18 protein-coding genes are annotated in these 19,938 nt (G+C 68.9%); 7 read left to right on the plus strand and 11 right to left on the minus strand.

What is annotated here, in order from left to right; all coding sequences use genetic code 11:
* Positions 1-996: 996 nt before the first annotated feature.
* Entirely contained in the window at positions 997-1,134 is a 138-nt protein-coding gene (locus tag ABS772_RS09125; RefSeq protein WP_350393907.1) for a hypothetical protein, read from the minus strand.
* A 272-nt stretch (positions 1,135-1,406) separates the two neighbouring features.
* Between ABS772_RS09125 and ABS772_RS09130 the strand changes: the two genes are divergently transcribed.
* On the plus strand, positions 1,407-1,802 hold the full coding sequence (locus ABS772_RS09130; protein WP_350393944.1) for a HEAT repeat domain-containing protein: 396 nt from the start codon (positions 1,407-1,409) through the stop codon (positions 1,800-1,802).
* Here ABS772_RS09130 and ABS772_RS09135 read toward each other — a convergent pair.
* Positions 1,702-2,466 carry a Crp/Fnr family transcriptional regulator gene (locus ABS772_RS09135; RefSeq protein WP_350393908.1) on the minus strand — a complete coding sequence of 255 codons (765 nt, stop codon included), beginning with the start codon at positions 2,464-2,466 and terminating at the stop codon, positions 1,702-1,704. The genes ABS772_RS09130 and ABS772_RS09135 overlap by 101 nt on opposite strands.
* 299 nt (positions 2,467-2,765) lie before the next feature.
* Here ABS772_RS09135 and ABS772_RS09140 point away from each other — a divergent pair, with 299 nt between their 5' ends.
* The 4 genes from ABS772_RS09140 to ABS772_RS09155 all read left to right on the plus strand — a co-directional run bounded on the left by ABS772_RS09140 (position 2,766) and on the right by ABS772_RS09155 (position 6,659).
* Positions 2,766-4,220, plus strand: a complete 1,455-nt coding sequence (locus tag ABS772_RS09140) for an ABC transporter substrate-binding protein (RefSeq protein WP_350393910.1) — start codon at positions 2,766-2,768, stop codon at positions 4,218-4,220.
* Positions 4,217-5,086: an ABC transporter permease gene (locus ABS772_RS09145; RefSeq protein ID WP_350393911.1), complete on the plus strand. Its 870-nt coding sequence runs from the start codon at positions 4,217-4,219 to the stop codon at positions 5,084-5,086. Before ABS772_RS09140 ends, ABS772_RS09145 begins: the two co-directional genes overlap by 4 nt.
* A complete protein-coding gene (locus ABS772_RS09150; RefSeq protein WP_350393912.1) occupies positions 5,083-5,934 on the plus strand; it encodes an ABC transporter ATP-binding protein in 852 nt (283 codons plus the stop codon). Before ABS772_RS09145 ends, ABS772_RS09150 begins: the two co-directional genes overlap by 4 nt.
* Before the next feature lie 68 nt (positions 5,935-6,002).
* Positions 6,003-6,659, plus strand: a complete 657-nt coding sequence (locus tag ABS772_RS09155; protein ID WP_350393913.1) for a 2-hydroxychromene-2-carboxylate isomerase — start codon at positions 6,003-6,005, stop codon at positions 6,657-6,659.
* Here the strand turns inward: ABS772_RS09155 and ABS772_RS09160 are convergent.
* The 6 genes from ABS772_RS09160 to ABS772_RS09185 are packed head-to-tail and all read right to left on the minus strand — an operon-like array spanning position 6,575 to position 12,812.
* Entirely contained in the window at positions 6,575-7,984 is a 1,410-nt protein-coding gene (locus tag ABS772_RS09160) for a nucleobase:cation symporter-2 family protein (protein ID WP_350393915.1), read from the minus strand. The genes ABS772_RS09155 and ABS772_RS09160 overlap by 85 nt on opposite strands.
* Positions 7,981-9,027, minus strand: a complete 1,047-nt coding sequence (locus ABS772_RS09165; RefSeq protein WP_350393917.1) for an LLM class flavin-dependent oxidoreductase — start codon at positions 9,025-9,027, stop codon at positions 7,981-7,983. Before ABS772_RS09165 ends, ABS772_RS09160 begins: the two co-directional genes overlap by 4 nt.
* Positions 9,028-9,031: 4 nt before the next feature.
* Positions 9,032-10,000, minus strand: coding sequence for an ABC transporter substrate-binding protein (locus ABS772_RS09170; protein WP_350393919.1), 969 nt, complete (start codon positions 9,998-10,000; stop codon positions 9,032-9,034).
* Positions 9,997-10,569, minus strand: a complete 573-nt coding sequence (locus tag ABS772_RS09175) for a c-type cytochrome (protein ID WP_350393920.1) — start codon at positions 10,567-10,569, stop codon at positions 9,997-9,999. Before ABS772_RS09175 ends, ABS772_RS09170 begins: the two co-directional genes overlap by 4 nt.
* Positions 10,559-11,779 carry a sulfite dehydrogenase gene (gene soxC / locus ABS772_RS09180; protein WP_350393921.1) on the minus strand — a complete coding sequence of 407 codons (1,221 nt, stop codon included), beginning with the start codon at positions 11,777-11,779 and terminating at the stop codon, positions 10,559-10,561. Before soxC ends, ABS772_RS09175 begins: the two co-directional genes overlap by 11 nt.
* Position 11,780: 1 nt before the next feature.
* Positions 11,781-12,812 (minus strand): ABC transporter substrate-binding protein, encoded by a 1,032-nt coding sequence (locus tag ABS772_RS09185; RefSeq protein WP_350393922.1) that lies wholly within the window; start codon positions 12,810-12,812, stop codon positions 11,781-11,783.
* A gap of 146 nt (positions 12,813-12,958) precedes the next feature.
* Between ABS772_RS09185 and ABS772_RS09190 the strand changes: the two genes are divergently transcribed.
* Complete coding sequence (locus ABS772_RS09190) at positions 12,959-15,406, plus strand: hypothetical protein (RefSeq protein WP_350393924.1); 2,448 nt, start codon at positions 12,959-12,961, stop codon at positions 15,404-15,406.
* Between the two features lie 238 nt (positions 15,407-15,644).
* Positions 15,645-16,868 (plus strand): acyl-CoA dehydrogenase family protein, encoded by a 1,224-nt coding sequence (locus ABS772_RS09195; protein WP_350393925.1) that lies wholly within the window; start codon positions 15,645-15,647, stop codon positions 16,866-16,868.
* Positions 16,869-18,330: 1,462 nt separating this feature from the next.
* Here ABS772_RS09195 and ABS772_RS09200 read toward each other — a convergent pair.
* The 3 genes from ABS772_RS09200 to ABS772_RS09210 all read right to left on the minus strand — a co-directional run bounded on the left by ABS772_RS09200 (position 18,331) and on the right by ABS772_RS09210 (position 19,732).
* Entirely contained in the window at positions 18,331-18,546 is a 216-nt protein-coding gene (locus tag ABS772_RS09200; protein WP_350393927.1) for a hypothetical protein, read from the minus strand.
* 27 nt (positions 18,547-18,573) lie between these two features.
* Positions 18,574-18,780 carry a hypothetical protein gene (locus ABS772_RS09205; protein WP_350393928.1) on the minus strand — a complete coding sequence of 69 codons (207 nt, stop codon included), beginning with the start codon at positions 18,778-18,780 and terminating at the stop codon, positions 18,574-18,576.
* Between the two features lie 595 nt (positions 18,781-19,375).
* Complete coding sequence (locus ABS772_RS09210; protein ID WP_350393930.1) at positions 19,376-19,732, minus strand: ATPase inhibitor subunit zeta; 357 nt, start codon at positions 19,730-19,732, stop codon at positions 19,376-19,378.
* Between the last annotated feature and the right edge of the window lie 206 nt (positions 19,733-19,938).

Genomic DNA, 19,938 nt, shown 5'->3' on the forward strand with positions numbered 1-19,938 from the left:
CGCACTCGTCTTCTGTCCTCGCCGCATGTCCGACTCCTTCGGTCCTGACTGATCCTCTCAATCAGCCCGGTCCAAAGCCAGCCGGTCAGGTCACTGGACTCTGGCGCGTTTGACCAAGTCCGTGGCCCGTGTTGGGATCATCATCGAGGGACCAGCCGATGCCGCCACTTGACCGGCTCGTCGCCACCGTCCGCCGGACCACGCGGGAGGACGTGCGGATCAGCCTCCGTGAGACGCGCGGCACCATCGGCGTCGAAATGCGGGTAGCAACAAACCACGGCAGCGGGCCGATGTTTGAGACGCCCAAGGGCCTGCGCCTACCACCAGAGAGACTGCCGGAGATGATCGCGGCGCTACAGGACGCCCAACGACTGGCAATCTCTCTCGGCCTGCTTCCGAGGGCAGCGCAAGGGGGGGTCGGCAAGGTGCCACTCGCCCGGAGGGCTGCGAGCGTTTCAAGTAAGCTTGCTGAATAGAATGGCGGCGCTGGGATATGGCCGCAACTGACCGATTCTGTTGGGAAAATTTAGGGGTGAAGCCTGCTACCTCGTCGCTGGCCTCACCGAAGGAAGGCCCTTCTCTTGCCAATGCTACACATTCAAATTCGAACTGGTTCCCGCGAGCCTGCGCAGACGTTTTTTGCGTGGACCAGCAGGGTGCACCACTTCGGCTGCCTTCCGATTTTGTCAACAAAACCGCCCACTCTGACCGCTTTGGAAGTCCGCTTCGAGGCAGGAAACGGAAATGACGGCCACCACGTGGACCGCTGGTGAGGCCACACCGACAAGCGGGCGCGATCGCTCGCAGACCTTATTGGCGCACCGCCCGAAGCGGCACCAATACCTGATGGCTTCGGCGGCTCAGCAGGTGAAGGCAACCGCCTGCGGGGCAGGTTCTCGGAAGCGCTTGGCAGACGTGTCGAAGTGGCACTTCGGCGCCGTCCCGGCTGCTCAACCCCACTGTCCGTCGGCATCGCGACTGCGCTTCTCGGCGCTTCTATCGCACCAGGATGCGCGTCGCCTCCTTCGTTGTCGCGACGGCTTGCGAGACGTTGCCAATCGCCCCCGTGATGGCCAAGAGGTTGCGGGAAATGCCGGCGACTGCCTGCGCCGCATCCTGCATGTTCTCGGACAAGTCCCGCGTAACCGCGCTCTGTTCCTCCACGGCGGACGCGGCAACGATGACAGCTTCATGCATTGTTTCGACAACGCCCTGAATGGTATCGAACGCCTCTCCCGCTTGGCGGGATACGGTCTGGTCTGGACCCCGCCGATCTCACCCGCGATCTGCTCGGTGGCACGTGCGGCCTGGCCAGCGAGGCTCTTCACCTCCCGCGCGAGATCAGGCTCACCGAAGTCCGGCAGAAGGCCCTGCGCAGCTTCGGCCACCAGAAGGTTCGCCGCGCGGTGCCGATCATGGTCATTGCCCTCTCTGAGGAGATGGCAGGCCTGCGCAAAGAAGCTGCCGCGGCGCTCGGTGAAATCGCCGACCCGGCGGCGCGGGTGGGGCTGGAGGGGCTCGTGAACGACCCCGATCCGAACGTGCGCAAGACGGCGCGCTGGGCATTGGCGAAGCTGGCGGTCCAGCGCATCATTCTGGATATCGGATCCAGGATGATGCGCTCCCCTTTCATCTTGGCATCGTCCTTTTCCCGAAAGCCGGGTGCCACCTTTCGGGACGCTGGCCTGGTTCTTCGCCGCCTCACCCCTCCGTCAGAACGATCTCCTGCAGCCGAGCGGGCCGCATCAGGCGGATATGCGCCCGGTCGATGGAGACGATACCATCGCGTTGGAAGCGCTTGAGCATCATCGTCACCCACTGGCGGGTCGAGCCCACCAGGGCGGCGAGTTCGTCGTGGGTGATGCGGCGGCGGATGATGACCGTGCCGTTCTCGGGCGTGCCGTAGAGGTCGCCGAGATTGAGCAGCAGTTGCGCCAGCCGCTCGATCACCGAGCGCGTGCCGAGCATCTGCGCCATCGCGGTGTAGCAGCGGCCCTTCGCTTCCAGCGCTGCGATGAGGCAGAGCGCGAAGCCCGGCATCTGGCGGATCAGCCCACGGAGCGTCGTGCTCGACAGAACGGTGACTCGCACCGGCTCGATCGCCACGCCTGACCATTGGTGGCAGCCGCCGCCGTAAATGCTCGGGCCGCCGATGAAGTGACCCGGCGTCCAGTAGGCCAGCGTCACCTGTCGACCCGAAGGCCCCGAGTAGTACACGCGCACGCGTCCAACTTCGATCAGGAAGATGCCCTCGTGCGGTGCCCCTTGCGTGAAGACGCTCTCGCCGGGAGCGAGGCTGACGCTGCGCCCGGCCGCGCGCACTCGGGCGACTTCGGCCGGGGTGAGGCCGTCGAGGAAGCCGGCGCCGTCGTCGAGTCCCTCCACCGTCTCGCTGAGGAAGAGCGCGCTGGCGATTAGGGGCGCTGGGCGGCGGGGTTCAGGAAAGGCGAGCGATACCGATGACATGGGGACCTCGGGGAAACGGCCGCGCACGAGGCCATGAGCCTGATCCGTCTTCCGCTTTCGATTATCGGCGCGGGCCGGTTGAGAGCAATTCCAAATCAGGATGTCAGTGGAACAGATCCTTCTCTTTCAGCGTGTAGCTTGAGAAGATATTTTTGAGATACCAAGAGTAGCCGTTCATCTGCGCAAAACTCAACTTCCCGACGAAATTAATTGCTCGTCGTCGTGACCGTCCGAGCAGCACATCCGTGAGATCGCCGCCCTCGTAAGCGGTCGAAACACCTGCCCCACGGAGCCTTCCGGTGACTCACCCTCCCCCGCTCATCCGCCGCCTCGCCACCCTCCTTCTGACGGCGACGACGCTGGGCGCGATGACGCCCGGCCCGGCCCAGGCCGAGACCATCCGTGTCGCCGTCGGTACGCAGGACACCACGATCAACTGCGCCACCGGCGGCCTGCTGATCCGCGAGCTGAAGCTCCTCGAGAAGTACCTGCCGCGGGACGGCAAGTACCGGGACGCGACCTACGACATCCAGTGGCGCAACTTCACCAGCGGCGCGCCGCTGACCAACGAGATGGTGGCGGGCAAGCTCGATCTCGGGGCGATGGCCGACTTCCCCGGCTCGCTGAACGGCTACGCCTTCGCCAAGGCCGGGCGCCGCTCGCTGTTCATCTCAGTGCTCTCCGGCAGCGTGCGCGGCAGCGGCAACGGCATCGTCGTGCCGAGGGAGTCGCCAGTGCAGTCGCTGGCCGAACTCAAGGGCAAGACAATCTCGGTGCCGTTCGCCTCGACCTCGCACGGGCTGCTCCTGCGGGCGGTCAAAGCGCAGGGCTGGGAGCCGGGCCGCGACGTCACCATCATCACCCAGGCGCCGGAGGTGGCGGGTGCCGCGCTTCTCGCCAACAAGATCGAGGCGCATGCCGACTTCGTGCCCTTCGCCGAGCTGTTCCCCTGGCGGGGCTTTGCCCGCAAGATCTACGACGGCGCCCAGGCCAACGCCCCGACCTTCCACGGCGCTCTGGCCGACGGCGACTACGCCGAGAAGTATCCGGAGATCGTCACCGCGTATCTGCGCGCGGCGATCGAGGCGGACCGGCTGATCGCTGCCGAGCCGGAAAAGTACTCCGAACTGATCGAGCGGGTGACGGGCATCGAGGCGGAGGTCGCCTACCTGTTCCACGGGCCGCTGGGCCTTCAAACCCGGGATCTCACCTGGAAGCCCGAATACCGGCAGGCGGTGAAGACCTCGTTCGAGACGCTGAAGCTCCTGAAGAAGGCCGATTCCGACATCGACCTCGACCGCTTCGTCGAGGACCGCTTCGTCCGCGCGGCCACGACGCAAGCCGGCCTCGACTACGACGCGCGGCTGAAGGACTACGCGCCGCTGCCGCTCACGGCCAACGACGCCGCCTCCGGCCAGCTGATCACCGATCCCTCCCGCGTGGCGCAGCTCTGGATCCGCGGCGAGGACCATGTCCGCCACTACGCCTCGCCCGAGGCGGCGCTCGGCGCTCTCGGCGCGCTCGAAGGCCAGGGCCGCGAGGCGCGCGCCTTCTACGCGCAGGACCGGGGCAGCGGGATCAAGCTGTTCGCCAACCAAGCCTGGTTCGTGCGTGACGCGAAAGGCGGCCTCAGCGCCTTCCTACTCAAGGGCGATGCGCAGGCCCACGCCGCGGCGCAAGGCGGCGAGGTGCTCGACTTCGCCGCTGCCCGGAGCGGCACCGCGCGGCTCCCGGCGCGAGAGGCCGCCCGGTGAGCGCGTCGGCGATCGAGACGGCGCCCCCGATCCGCGCCCAGCGCGGACGGGCGGTCCGGGCGATGGTCCTGGGGGCGCTGCCGCGAAAACTCCCGTTCGAGCGCTTGGCGCTGCGCGGGGCCGCCCTGGGCTTGAGCCTGCTCGCGTGGCACGTCGCGGCGAGCAGCCGGCTCGACCTCGGCCTCGTCACCTTCCGCAACGTGCCGACTCCGGCGGCGGCGGCGCAGGCAGCCTGGGCGTTGCTCCACGCGCCCGCACTCCCGACCCATCTCGGGGCAAGCCTAGTCCGGGTGCTGTCGGGCTTCCTCGCCGCGCTCGGTGTTGGCGTCGCCCTCGGTCTCGCCATCGGCCGCTCGCGGCTCGCCCGCGACCTGCTGCTGCCGCCGCTCGAAGTGCTGCGCCCGATCCCGGCAGTGGCCTGGATCCCACTTGCGATCCTGATGTTCCCCTCCTCCGAGGTCTCGATGGCCTTCATTACCTTCACGGGCGCGCTGTTCCCGATCCTCCTCAACACCGTGCACGGGGTGGAATCGGTGCATCCGCGCCTCGTGGCCGCCGCCCGCAGCCTCGGCGCGGGCGATGCCGCGATCCTACGCGAGGTGATCCTGCCCGGCGCCACGCCCAGCATCGTGACGGGCGCGGCGATCGGCATGGGCACCGCGTGGTTCTGCCTCGTGACCGCCGAGATGATCTCCGGCCAGTACGGGATCGGCTACTTCACCTGGGAGTCCTACACGCTGCAGAACTACGACGACATCGTCGTCGGCATGCTGCTGATCGGCGTCCTGGGGATGGGATCGAGTCTCGTCGTGCGCTGGCTCGGCGCCCGGGCGACGCCGTGGGTCGGCGCGGGGAGCCAGCGATGAGCGCGGGAACGGCACTGGCGGACCTCCAGGCCGGCAACGATCCTCATGCCGACGGCCAGGTTGCGATCCGGGACGGCGCGATCCGGCTCGGGCGGGGCGATGCCGCCTTCGATGTCGTGGAGGACATCGCCCTCGACATTCCAGGCCGCCAGTTCGTCTGCATTCTCGGACCCTCGGGCTGCGGGAAATCGACCCTGCTCGGCGCGGTGGCAGGCCACCTCGCCCTGTCGCGCGGCAGCGTCACCCTCGACGGGCGGCCGATCGCGGGGCCGCACCCGGACCGCGGCATCGTCTTCCAGCAGCACACCCTGTTCCCCTGGCTCAGCGTCCTCGACAACGTCGCCTTCGGCTTGAAGATGAGGGGCGTTGGCGGGCGCGAGCGCCGGGCGCGCGCCCGGGCACTGCTGGCGCAGGTCGGCCTGTCCGACTTCGCCGCGCGCTACCCCGCCGAGCTGTCCGGGGGCATGCAGCAGCGGGTGGAGATCGCCCGTGCCCTCATCAACTGCCCCCGCGTCCTGCTGATGGACGAGCCCTTCGGCGCACTCGACGCGCAGACGCGGCTGACGATGCAGGAGTTGCTCCTCGACATCTGGACACGGCATCGCACCACGATCCTGTTCGTCACGCACGACATCGACGAGGCCCTATTCCTCGCCGACAGGCTCATCGTCATGACGCCGCGCCCGGGGCGCATCCTCGACGACATCCCCCTCGATTTCGGCCGGCCCCGGGATCGCGGCCTGATCACCGATCCGCGCTTCACGGCGATCAAGCAGCGCTGTCTCACACTCCTCCAGGGTGCGCCCGGCGGGGTGCCGCTCGCGCGGCTGAGCCCGATCGGGGTATGAACCGCTCCGATCCCACGCAATGAAGGATCGGCCGGCCTCAAACCGGTCGCACACCGTTGGTGCCGCCCGTGACCATCCAGGCTTCCTCGACGCCGACCGTCGAGTACTACTTCAGCTTCCTCTCGCTGTGGTCCTATGTCGGGAGCCGCGCCTTCCGCGCGCTCACGGAGCGCACCGGCGCGGAGATCGTCTACAAGCCGGTCGATCTAATGGCCGTCTTCGCGGCCGGCGGCGGCAAGCCCGTCAAGGAGCGGCCCCTGCAGCGGCAGGCCTACCGTCTCGTCGAGATGCAGCGCTGGCGCCGCATCCGCGGCATCCCGCTGGTGTTGCACCCGAAGTTCTATCCGGCCGATCCCTCGCTCGCCCACCGCGTCCTGCTCGCCGCCCTCGACGAGGGCCGCGCGGTCGCCGACTTCGTCCATGCGGGCCTCAGCGCCGTCTGGGCGGACGAACTCGACATCGCCGATCCCGGCACGATCGTCGGCCTCGCTGAGGACGCCGGGCTCGACGGCGAGCGGCTGCTTGCCCGGGCCGACGAGCCCGCTCACCGCGCGACGGAGGCAGCGCTGACCCGTGAGGCGATCGGGCGGCAGGTGTTCGGGGCGCCGTTCTATTTCTATCGCGACGAGCCGTTCTGGGGTCAGGACCGGCTCGACCTGATGGAGGCGGCGATCTCGGGCTCCGAGGCACCGATCCCGTCGCCGGACCTCTCCGCCTCGGGCTGAGCTCGGGTCTGCCCGAGCAGGGCGTTGAGAAGAATGGCCGCGATCGCAGTGAGCAGGATCGGGTCCTTGACGATCGGCGAGAGCGCGTCCGGCACGGCCCGGAAGAAGAGCGGCTGCACGATCGGGATCAAGCCGATCCCCAACGAGGCGGCGATGATGAGCGCGTCGCGGCTGCCCGCCCGGGCGTAATCGACCTGGGCCAGGATGCGGATGCCGGTCGCCGCCACCATGCCGAACATCACCAGGGCCGCCCCGCCGAGCACCGGCTGCGGGATCGAGGCCGCGAGATAGGCGACCTTCGGCACGAGGCCGAGCAACAGCATGATCGCGCCGGCCGCCGCGCAGACCCAGCGGCTGTGCACGCCGGTGAGCCCGACGAGGCCGACATTCTGCGAGTAGGACAGGTAGGGGAAGGTGTTGAGCAGGCCGCCGATCAGCGTACCGAGCGCGTCGGCGCGCAGGCCCCGCCGGATGTCCTCCGTCCCGACCTTTCGCCCGGTCATGACGCCGAGCGCCAGGAACATGCCGGTCGCCTCGATGAAGACGATGGTCATCACGAGGCACAGGATCAGGCAGGGCACGAGGTGGAATGTGGGCGCCCCGAACTGCAGCGGCAGCACCACCCGCAGCCACGGTTCGGCGCCGAGGCCTTCGAAGCTCGTCCAGCCGAGCGCCAGGGTGACGCCGTAGCCGAGCGCGATTCCGAGAAGCACGGCGATGCGACCGACGAAGCCCGGACCGAACCGGGCGATCAGGAGCGTCGCGACGAGGACACCGGCCGCCACCGCGACCGTTCCGGGAGCGCCGAAACCGGCGCTCCCGGCGCCCCCGCCCGCCCAGCCGACGGCGACGCGGGTGAGCGCGATGCCAATCATCAGGAGGATCGTGCCGGTCACGACCGGCGGGAAGAACCGCATCACCCGACCGATGAAGGGCGTGACGAGAAGCCCGTAGAGGCCGCCGACGATCACCGCGCCGTAGATGCCGGTGAGCCCGACCCCGGGCATCGCCGCGATGGCGAGAAGTGGCTGGATCGCCACCGCGGTCACACCCATGATGACGGGGAGCCGAATGCCGAACGGGCCGATGCCCCCGGTCTGGATCAGCGTAGCGATGCCGCAGGCGAACAGGTCGGCGTTGATGAGGAGCGCGATCTGATCCTTGGGCAACTGAAGCGCCCCGCCGACGATGAGCGGGACCGCGATGGCGTTGGCGTACATGACGAGCACGTGCTGGAGCCCCAGCACGAACAGGCGCGGCGCGGGCGGCACCGCATCGACGCTGTCACCGACCTCGCCGCCGGGAATCGGCTCGACCGGCCTCATCCCCGCACCCGCGGAAACACCTGCTCGGCGAAGCGGGCCATCTCCGCCTCAAATGGCTGGAACTGCAGCATGAACAGCTCGATCCCGGCTGCGTGGAAGGCGCGGATGCGATCCGCTACGGTATTGTAGCTGCCGACGAGCCCGGCCGCCGTGCCGCCGTTGGTGCCGACATGGTGCGAGGCCGCCGCGTCGGTCTTGGCGAACATCACGCTCGCGACATCCGTGCGCGCTCGGGTCTCGTTCCGAAGTGCCTCGTCGCGGCGGCTCAGGCTCAGCAGGCGCGCGAACTCGGCCTCCGCCTCCCCGTCGGTCTCACGGGCGATCACGAAGGCCGAAAGGCCGTAACGCAGCCGGCCCACCGCCGCCGGGCGGTGGGCCACGTCGGCGATGAGGTCTGCGACCGCTGCGATCGGCTGTCCGTTGATGAACCAGACGTCGCCGTGATCGGCGACCAGCGCGCGGGCCGGCTCGGACTCGCCGCCGACATAGATGGTCGGCCGCGCCCGGTAGGTGCCGGCCGGTTTGAGCTGATAGTCCTCGACGCGGAAATGCCGGCCCTCGAAACGGACCCGCTCGCCCCGCAGCAGCCGGTCGACGAGGTCGATCCATTCGCGGCCGTAGGCGTAGCGCTCATCATGGGCCGGAAACGGCAGGCCGGCCCGCTCGAATTCGGCGCGGTTCCAGGCGTTGACGAGGTTGAGACTGAAGCGTCCCTGGCTCACGTGCTCGATCTGCAGCGCCATCTTGGCGAGCACGATCGGATGGTAGAGCCCCGGCTTGATCGCCGCGATGAGTTCGATCCGCTGGGTCAGCGCCGCGAGGGCGGCCGAGGCCGTCCAGGCCTCCAGCTGGTCGCGGGTCTCGTCGTAGGGGTTCACCGTGTGCTGGGCGACGAGGACGGAATCGTAGCCGAGGCGTTCAGCCGCGAGCACGAGGGCGCGATTGCGCGCCCAGGAGGCGTCGTGCGGCTCGTCCGGATCGTGGCGGGCGGCGCGGGAGCCGTGGACCGGGGCCCAGACGCCGAAGCGGAGCGGATGGCTCATCGGCTCACCCCCGTCCGGCCGGCGGTTGCCAGAGCCGCACGGCGGTGGCGTCGAGCCGGCGCGGGATCAGCCCGGCTTCCAGAAAGGTGTCGGCGATAGCCTGCTGCTCGGAGAGCGCGGCCCGGTCGACCGCCCGCACGGCGTAGGAGCGCCGCTCGTTGACCTTGGCGACGACCTCCGGCGGCAGGTCGCCCCAGATCGGCGCAAGGAGGGACACGGCCGCCGACGGGTTGGCCTTGACCCATTGCCCCGCCTCGGCCAGCGCGGCGAAGACGGTCGCCACCACCTCCGGCTGCTCTGCGGCGAAGCTGTCATTGACCGTGTAGTAGCGATTGTAGCTCGACAGGCCGGTGGCGTCGGCGAGCACCCGCACCGGGCGCTTGGCCTGGACGATGGCGAGGAACGGGTCCCAGATCGCCCACGCCTCGATCCCGCCCCGCTCGAACGCGGCGAGCCCGTCGGGCGCCTCCAGATAGGCCGGGCGGATGTCGGCGAAGCGCAGTCCCTCGCGCCTCAGCGCGCCCGCGAGGATGAAGTGGCAGCCCGATCCCTTCGAGACGCCGACCGTGCGGCCCTTGAGATCGGCGAGCGTGCGGATCGGCGACTCGTCGGGGACGATGATCGCCTCGGCCCGCGGCGAGGCGCCCTCCATGGCGTAGAAAGTCAAGGCTGCGCCCGCCGACTGAGTGAAGACCGGCACCGCGTCGGCCACGTCCGCGTGGAGGTCGACCGCGCCAGTGTTCATCGGTTCGAGAACCTTGGTGAAGAGGTGCCAGCTCACGCCGAAACCCTGCCGGCCGAGCCGTTCCTCCAGAGTGCCCCGCGCCTTCAGGACGGTGAGGAGGGTCGAGGAGCGCTGGTAGCTGAACTTCACCGTCCGGCCGGCGCGGGCTGGGCCGGATCGGCCCAAGGCGAGGCCGGTCGCGAGGCCGGCGGCCAGCGCGCCGGTGACGTGGCGTCGAGTCAGGGTCATCGGGCTTCCGTACGCTCGGCGGGGCGGAGTGCTGGGTTCGGGGGCGGGACGTCGGGCCGCGGGTCGGCGGTGAAGCCGTCGCGGTTCGGCATGGCGACCCGTGGCAGGGACGCGGCGTCGAGGCTCGCCTCCTCCGGCAGCAGGCCGTTGAGATGCAGCACGTAGGCGCTGACCGCGTAGATCTCGTTCGCGGTGAGCGATTGCGGCGCGTCGAACGGCATAGCCCGGCGCACGTAGTCGAACAGGGTCGTGGCGTAGGGCCAGAAGCTGCCGACCGTGCGCAGGGGCTTGGCGCTCGCGAGGCTGCCCTGGCCGCCGGCCAGAGCCTCCGCGGCTGCCCCCTCGCCGCGGGCGCCGTGGCATGCGGCGCAGCGCGCCGCGTAGAGGCTCGCGCCATCGCGCACGCTGCCGTGGCCGGGCGGCAAGCCCTGGCCATCGGGACGCACGTCGATGTCCCAGGCCGCGATGGTTTCCGAAGTGGCCGAGCGGCCGATGCCGAGCGGCTCGGCGGCGGCGGCCCCGGTGAGAGCGAGGCTCAGGACGAGCGGAAGGAGCGCCTCACGCTGCATAGGTCACTGCTCCGTCCGGCCCGATGCTCCAGCCGAACACCGCGTTGTTGTGATAGAAGGAGCGGGTGCCGCGCACTGCGACGAGAGCCTCGCGCGATGGCTGCACGTAGCCGGTCTCGTCCCGCGCCCGGCTCAGGAGCTGCGCCGGCCCGCCCTCCCAGCGCCAGGGCAGGCGGAAGCGGGTGAAGCAGCGCGGCAGCACCGGTCCTTCCAGGCGCGCCTCCCGCCAAGAGGCGCCGCCATCGGTCGAGACCTCGACGCCCGCGATCCGTCCGCGCCCGGTCCAGGCGAGCCCGCGGATCTCGTGGAAGCCGGGCTCCCGAAGCCGCTGGCCGCCCGACGGCGCAGTGATGACGGATTTGGCCTCCATCACGAAGGTGAACTGGCGCGCGCTGCCATCCGGCATCAGGTCGGTGTATTTTGAGGTCTCCTCGCGGGTCTGGAACGGGCGGTCGCCGACCTTGATGCGGCGCAGCCACTTGATGCTGAGGTTGCCCTCCAGGCCCGGCAGGAACAGCCGCAAGGGATAGCCCTGCTCCGGGCGCAGCCGCTCGCCGTTCTGGGCGTAGGCGAGGATCGCCCCGTCGAGCGCGTCCAGGGGAACCGAGCGGGTCATGGCGCAGGCATCCGCCCCCTCCGCCAGGATCCAGGCCGCCCCCGGCTTCAGGCCGGCCTCGGCCAGCAAGGTTGAGAGCTCGACGCCGGTCCACTCGGCGCAGGAGATCAGGCCATGACTGTCCTGCACCGTCCAGTCGGGCTTGGCCCCGAGCCAGGGCGTGTTGCCCGAGCATTCGAGGACATGCAGCCGCGAGACCGCGGGGAAACGGACGATGTCGTCCATCGTCAGGGTCAGCGGGCGCTCGACGAGGCCGTGCACGGCGAGGCGGTGCCGATCCGGGTCGATCGCCGGAATGCCGGCGTGGTGGCGCTCGAAATGCAGGCCGTTCGGCGTCAGGATGCCGTGCAGACCCTGGAGCGGCGTCACCGTGGACGAGGCCCCGGGGAAGCGCGGCGGCAGCCGCGGATAGCGCGCGAGCGTCTCATTCGGGGCGGGCCGGCCGTAGCCGGGGGCGGTGGCGCCCTGCTCGCGGGTCCAAGGCGGCACGTCGAGGGGGCTCGCCTCCGCGAGCGCCCCGGTGGCGACGCCCGCTCCGGCAAGCGAGCCGGCCATGCGCAGGAAGCCGCGCCGGTTCTCCATCCGCTTGCCCATGCTACTTCGCGCTCGCCTCGGCCTGGGCCGCCTCGAAGAAGCGGGCGTCGAACAGTCCGTCCGTGGGCGGGGTCTTCTCGTTGATGCCGAGGGTGGTCTGGAAGGACAGCATCGCGCCTGTCGCCGCGACGATGCTGCGCGGATCGGCGACGTACTGGGTCGCGGGCGAGGTGAGCGCGTTGCGCAAGGTGGCGGCGCTGACGATGCCTTTGCCGAGCGCCGCCTCGACCGCCGGGAGCGCCCGTTCCGGCTCGCGCTTGAGTAGATCGACGGCCCGCACGATCGCCGGGACGAGCGTGCGCACGGCCTCCGGATTCTGCTCGAGGAAGGCGCCGCGCACCGCCACCACCGTTCCGGGCTGGCCCGGGAAGAGGTCGTTGCCGCCCGCGACTAGGCGGATCTGCGGGTTGCGCTCGCGGATGATGCTGAGGCCCGGCTCGCGCACCGTCGCGGCCTCGACCGCCCCGGCCAGGATCGCCTGCTGGGCCGCGTCGATGCCGAGCGTCACGATCTGCACGTCGGCCGGATCGACCTTGTGCACCTCGCGCAGCCAGTAGGACAGGTTGGTGTAGGGGATCGAGCCGAGCGGCTGGGTCGCGATCTTGGCGGGCCGTCCGTTCTCCTCGCGGAACCGCCGGAAGGCCGCCGCCGGCGCCGTGCCGTCGGTGAGCGGGCCGGCGAGCTTGGTGCCGGCCACGAGCACGTTCTCGCCGACCGCGGTGGCCGCCACCACCCGCAGATCGACACTCCGGGTCCGGCCGATCGCCACCGGCGTGATCCCGGCGACGTAGACATCGAGCGTCCCGCTCGCCGCCGCTTGCACGGCATTCGGCCCGGAATCGAACAGCGTCACCGCGGGCTTCAGGCCGCCGGCGCCGAGCCAGCCTTCCCGCTCCGCCACGAACAAAGGTGCCGCGCCGAGCACAGGAATCGCCCCGATCCGCAAGGGCAGCGGCTGCGTCTGCGCCTTCGCCGCGCAGGTCCCGAGAGTCACGAAGAGAAGAATCGCCCACCAGATGGATCGAGACAACATGATCGTTCTTTTATTTAGAGAAGAAAGATAAGATCTATTCAGATCTATCTGCATTATGGACAGTTTAATCGAGCGCGCAAGACATGACATGAAATGGAGGCTATAGCCCGGTGGCAAGACGGTACGTTGCGAAGGAATGATCGGCGATGCAGGACAAGACCGAGGGCCGGGCGCGGCTGGGCGAGCACGTCGCGCCGACCGGGCTCTACGAGGCGATCAAGGCGCGTCCCTTCCTCGGCAGCATCCATTGCAGCCACGACCGGCTGGTGGCGGGCAGCTGGCACGAGATCGTGCTGACCTACGAGGTCGGCGCCTGCGGCATCGCCGACGGGGCCACCTTCAAGGCGACCTTCAAGTTCTACTCCGACTGGGCCCTGTTCCAGACCGCGGAGCCGGGCGCGGCCAACTACGTCAGCGCGGAGTACGAGGCCGGCCCGCTGGTGCCGGGGCAGTCGCCCGCCACCGTGCAGTCGCTGAGCGTGCGCTTCGACCAGAAGGGCCACGAGCGCCCGTTCCAGAAGGCGGTGATCGTCGACGTGGTCGACGGCTATCTCAACGCCGGCGACCGCATCGTCATCCGGCTTGGTGACCGGCGCGCCGGGGGCCCCGGCACCCGCGTCCAGACCTTCGTCGAGGACGGCTTCCGCTTCCGCTGCTACGTCGATCCGCTCGGCACCTCCCGCTACGTCGCGGTGCCGGGCGATCCGGCCATCGCGATCGTCGCGGGACCGCCGGCGCGGATCCAGCTCGGCGCTCCCCGCTTCGTGGCCGAGGGCGTCGCGCCGCCCCTGACGCTGGCCCTGCTCGACCGCTGGGGCAACGTCGCCCGCGACCTCGGCGGGTCCGTCGAGATCGCGGCATCACAGGACGGCGGTGAGGCGTACCGGCGCGACCACGCCGTGCCGGATGCGGGCTGGGCGGTGCTGCGGGTCGAGGATCTGCCGCCGGCTTCGGGCGAACTGCACATCGCCGTCGCGCGTCCCGGCGCCCGCGACGTCGCACCGGGCGAGGCCTTCGTCACGGGCCTTCCCGACGCGCCGGTTCCGCGCGCGCTCTACGGCGACCTCCACGTCCACGCCCACGATACGGTCGGCACCAACAGCCCGACCTACAACGCGGCCTATGCCCGCGACGTGGCCGGCGTCGACGTCTACGGCTACACCGCCAACGACTTCCAGATCACCGACGAGGGCTGGCGCGAGGGCGTGGCGGTGACCGCCGGCTTCGACGCGCCGGGGCGCTTCGTCGCCTATTCGGTGCAGGAATGGTGCGGCAGCTCGACCGCGGGCGGCGACCATCAGGTGCTGTTCCTCGGCGACGATCCCCCCGGCTTTCCCTTCAACGAGCGGGGAGAGCACAACCGCACCTTCCTCTGGAACGAGAGCATGGGCGGCACGGGGGTCGAGGTCGGACGCTGGCCGGTCGAGGATCTCTGGGCGGCCTACGCGCACGATCCCGAACATCACCTCGTCATCCCGCATGTCGGCGGACGCCGCTACATCCCGGACTGGCACCATCCCGAGCTGGAGCGGCTGGTCGAGATCGCCTCGGCCTGGGGCCAGTTCGACTGGCTCTACCGGGACGTGATCGCCCGCGGCTACCAGCTCGGCGTCTGCGCCAACGGCGACGAACATCGCGGACGGCCCGGGGGCGGCGCGCCGGGTGTGCAGGTGTTCGGGGTGCGCGGCGGCCTGACCGGCATCCTCGCCGACACGCTCGACCGCCGCGCGGTCGGCCGGGCGCTCCGAGCGCGCCACACCTTCGCGACCACGGGTGAGCGCAGCGCGCTGCTCGTGCGCTGCGGCCTGCATCGCCAGGGCGACGCCTTCGTCCACGAGGGGCCGGCGCGGCTCGACTACCGCTTCCTCGGCGAGGCCGGATGGGAGGCATTGACCGCCCACGACCACAGCGGCGAGATCTGGCGGCGCGACTTCCACGCCGAACTCGGTTTCTCGGAGCGCTTGGTGCGCCTGCGCTTCGGCGGCGCGCGCATCCGCGACCGCTACCGCTGGGCCGCCTGGGAGGGCCGCATCCGCATTCTCAACGGCACGATCCGCCGGGTCACGCCCCAGGGCTTCGAGCATGCCGAGGAGACTGCGTGGCGCGCAGGCCCGACCGAGATCGCCTTCCGCTCCGAGACCTACGGCGACAGCGACACCATCGAGATCGATATCGGCGACCTTGGCGCCTGCCGCATTCTCGTCGAGGGGACGATCGGCGGCTTCGTGAAGGTCGGCGACCCTCGCCGGCCCGCGCCCTTCGTCCATGCCCCAGACTTCTCCTGGGAGATCACCGGCCGCGACTTGATCGAGGCCGGCGCGCTGCGGCGCGATCTCGGCGGGGCCGGGCTGTTCCTGGCACTGGAGCGCCTGACGGAGCAGCCGCTGCCGCGGGATCTGGCCGGCCATATCGTGGTCGAGCCGGACAACGCCGCGTTCGGCTTCCGGCCGGTCTACTTCTCGGGCCGCCAGCGCGACGGCAGCCGCGTCTGGTCCTCGGCGCAGTTCATCACCTTCGCGAACAGGCAAGGAGCGCGGAAAAGTGCGACCGGATGGCCGTCGATGGCTGATGATCGGCCGTCGGAGCTTCGGTGAGGACGACGCGTGCCTGAGACCGGGAGAACGGTGTTCCCTCCCATGTCGAGGCGCAGGAAGTCTACTCCTCCGGATCACTGACCGGAGAGCCGTGATTTCCAAAAGTGCGACCCAACGCAAGTAATCGAGCCGTTCGTGTTGAGCTCAGGCCAAGAATTGCCGATTCCATGGACAGGCCGCAGCCCGAGGCCGCACTCGCGGTCCGGTTCGGCGGCGGGCAGCGGAGGATGACCGGACGATGTCGCAGATCGATGCGGGCTGGGGTGCCGGTCCGAGCGGGCGCTACGAGGATCTCGCGGCAGGCTTCAGGCCGGTCTTCGTCGAGATCCGCGCCACCGCCGTCGGGCGGGACGCCGAACGCCGACTGCCCCATGCCGAAATCGGCTGGCTGAGGGAAGCGCGATTCACCGCGCTGCGCCTGCCGCTTCAGGCGGGAGGACACGGCGCGAGCCTGCCGGAACTCTTCAACCTATTGATCGAGCTGTCGGCGGCAGATTCCAACGTCACCAACGCCCTGCGCGCCCATTTCGGCTTCACCGAGGATGTGCTGACCGCTGCCTCGCCCGAGTGGCGCGCCCGCTGGACCGCCCGGCTCGCCGTGGGCGAGACGGTCGGCAGCGGCGTGTCCGAGACCGGACCGGCCAAGGTCGGGCAGTTCGACACGGTGCTGCGCCGACGCGGCGACGAGCGGGTGGTGGATGGCCAAAAGTTCTACACGACGGGCGCATTGTTCGCCGACTGGATCCACCTCTCGGCCCAGGACGAGGCGGGCGCGCCAGTGGTCGCCGCGGTGCCGACCCGCGCGCCCGGCGTCACGATCAAGGACGATTGGGACGGCTTCGGACAGGCGCTCACCGCGAGCGGCACCGCGCGCTTCGACGGCGTCGTGCTCGCGCCGGAGCTGATCAAGCCGGAAACCGTGCGCTTCCCTTACGCCATGGCCTTCTTCCAGCTCGTGCATCTGGCCACGCTGGCGGGGATCGGCCGGGCGGCAGCGGAGGACGCGGCCGGGCTCGTCGCGGCCCGCGCCCGGGTCTACAGCCACGGCAATGCCGGGCGCCCTGCCGACGACCCGCAGGTCCAGGCGGTGGTGGGCCGGGTGCGCGGCAACGCCTATGCCGCGGGTGCCATCGTGCTGAAGGCGGCCGAGGGCGTCCAGCGCGCCGCCGAAGCGGCGCAAGGTCAAGGGCGGGCGGCGGCCGAGCCGGCCTGCGCCCTCGCCGACGTCGAGGTCAACCAAGCCGTGACCGTGGTGACGAACCTCGTCCTGGAGGCGACGACCGTGCTGTTCGACGCGCTCGGCGCCTCCGCCACGAAGGCCGAGCACGGGCTCGACCGCCACTGGCGCAACGCCCGCACGCTGACCTCGCACAATCCGCGGATCTACCGCGAGCGCAGTGTCGGCGATTTCGCGATCAACGGCACCCGGCCGCCCCGCGAGTATCGCGTCGGAACGGCCTGAGGTGCCTGCCAAGTCCCGCCGCGACTGGATGCGTCTAGGTGCCTTCCTTTGTCTGGGCAGCCGTCACGTCGCCGCCTGGCGCCGCCCCTCGTCGCAGGTCGATGCCGGCCTCAACGCCGCGCTTCACCGGCACTCGCCCGAACGGCGGGGGCGGGCTTTAACCCGCTGTTCCTGGCGGATAGAGTCAGCATCCGCGGCGACGACCTCGACGCCCTGAGCCGCACCGCGATCCGCTACATCGGTCAGTTCGAGCCGCCGGCGTTGCTTTCCTAACCTCGCGGCGGCGGCCGAGCGGATCGGCCTCGTGGCGATCGCTCGACCGCCTATATGGAACCCTTGACTTGGTCCCGTTGTGCGATGCGGGTGACGCCTAATCCATGTCAACGAGGCACAAGCCTCCTCTGTCACTTGAAGCGGACATTTTACGTCATAATTGCGAGGGTCCGCTGCTGGCGCGAGGCCGTCATTCAGCGCGTAGATGCTGAACAGCAGCATCCCACCCCATCCCGACTGGGCGCATTCAGGGCTCACCTAACGCGGCGAGCTTCAAGGGCGATGGCGTAGGCCCATCGTCTGGGACGAGCGGAGGCCGTTGAGCCGAGGGCATGGGGCTGCTGGAGACGGTGGCCCCACGTCCAAACACTGGATGCTGCGAGCGCCCGCGCGGCTTCTTTCGTGCGCCTGATTGCGATACCGGGCGGGATGCCACGCGCGTCTAGAGGGGGGGCGAGGAGGAAGCCGGGCCTCGCTCAATTGTCGAGAGGCTCTGAAACGATTTTTTGTTGGAGTATTTATCCATGTCGAAGTAGTCACTATGCACATAGCCGGCCACCGATGCTGTTCCGCTTGGCCATCAGCGGCGGCCTCTAATCTCAACCATCAGGACCAGTATGCAACGCAATCGCGTTCGGCGGACGTTCACCGTTGAAGCCAAGTCGAGCGGCCAAACCCGCCACGTTTCCATCCCATCTAAGCAGCCACGAGAGCCGCAAAAGCGGGCAGGTCGGACAGAAGCCACAACCCTGTGGCCTTCACTCGATGCCGCTGCGGTAGTTCCTCAGTCTGTCGCCGCGCCTGTTCAAACACACCGTCGCATCCTGCCGAGCCTTCTTGTTGCCGACGTGCCGGAGCTTGAATCAGAGCCTGCCATCAAGCCAGAAGAACTGCCCCGCGCTCGGGGCGTCTCGCGTCCCATCGAGGCAACCGAAGGCGCCCCACGTCGCCGTGGCAGACGCCGGAAGGTGATCGTAGAACAGGCCGCTGAGGTGGTTGAACAGCTTGCCCCGGAGCCTCCTGAGGCTGTGGTAGAGACCGTCACCGCCATCAGCCGACGCCGTTTAGACCGGACAGGGAGCGAGAAGCTACGCCTCGGGGAGCGGTGGAAGCGGCGCCTGCCAAGGGTTTGCTGGTAGCTTCGAGCGGGCAGGCCGCGACAAACTCCACCTACCCCAACGGGGCCTACTCAGCCCGCGCCGTAGCCACCCTTGGCGTTGTCCGTCGAGTGATCCGGCGACTGCTGATCATACCCGCCTGTCTGAGGGCCGGGCTTCTCACCTTCTACTGAGGCTGGTCCGGTCGGTCCCAAGTCCGGCTGCTCGTCGGGCTTGCTGCCCTCACCGAGCGGGCGACCGGGCGGCACCGAGCCGATGGCTTCTTCGTGAGCTTTCGGGTTGGTCATGACGCCTCCTCGTGGTGGAGGAAGGCGTCACTCGGTGGTGGGGTTCCTTGCTCTGATGGGATGTCCCGCCTCAAGCGTATCATCAGCGGCGTCGTCAGCGCCGTCTCCGATGATAAGGTCGTCGTCGCCTTCGGCATCGCTGTCACGATCCGCGTCAGCCTCCTCGCTCTCGACCTCATCGAGCGAGACGAGCTCGGCCACCGCCCACAGGTCGTCGGATACGAGAGCATCCATGCCACTCCACCCCGCTCACGCCGGGTTTGTCCCACGCTCTAAAGGGCGGACCAATCCGCTGGGGGAGGATCACTTTTCTCTCGCCCGTCAACGGACGGCTCGGCCTTGGTGCCGCCACCTCCACGTGGCAGGGTAACGAATGGTTAAGCATGTTTCCCCGCCCTGCGAGGTCAAGATCGATGACGCATGGGTATGCGTACCAGCAGATGAGGCGCACAAAGCCCACCGGGACAAACCAAAGCGGTGCCCCCGCTGTCACGGCCCGGTAATCACAGCGGGCAGTTACACGAGCGAACCCCGGATAAGCCTACAGCACCGCAAGCTGCATAGTGGCTGCCCCCTCGTGCCGCGCCACTTCAATGGTACGCCCTCTCCGCACCCTGAAGCCTTAGTGTAGGGCGTTCGAGTCTCACCGGACGGCTCAGTCACCTCAGCCTACTTGGCAATGACACCCAGACCACGGTGGTGCGCCCGGAGCAGAGCCCACCGGCTCCGCTTCGTTTCGCGTGACCAACCAGTTCCACGCTCACGCTTTTCAACCTCGACCCGCGCATCGTTCGGACCATAGACCGCGATCTTAGTCGTTGTTGCGCTACTAACGCGAAGAAATGCGGACTGGCGAGCGAGGTGTAACGACCGGCATAGATCTGAGAGCAGGATCACTGCCGCCCAGCATCACGGCTCTGAGTTCGTCGAGGCTGAAATCTGCCAGGTTGGCTGCCAGATCGGCGCGCACTCGCTCCAGCAAGGCCTCGTTGCTGGCGCCATGGACCATCGCATCGATCAGCACGTCAGCGTAGGCGCAACCCGTCCGCCCATCACAGCCAAGTTTTCGGATGGCGAAATCGGCCAATGCTTGGGCGCCAGCGCGGCGGTTCAGAAAGCGCCGTTCCTCGCCGATCACGAATAAAAGCTCTTCGGCGCGTTCTCTCTCCTCGAACGATCTGAGCATCTTCTCCCTCCATGACAGGTTGGCGGATGCGAGCGTGCGAAGATCTCAACATGCGACTAGTGGCGGCGAAAACCAAGAGAAATCGACTTTGCTGTTAGGACGGCCTCTGAAGCGTGGGAAGATTCTAATCATGGCCGTGCCACGACGACGTGAGTAGCCGGAATACTCACCCAAGAGACCTGCCAAGCCACCGGCGCTGCGCTGCT

The sequence above is a fragment of the Methylorubrum podarium genome (assembly GCF_040270385.1).
Taxonomy (GTDB): Bacteria; Pseudomonadota; Alphaproteobacteria; order Rhizobiales; family Beijerinckiaceae; genus Methylobacterium; species Methylobacterium podarium.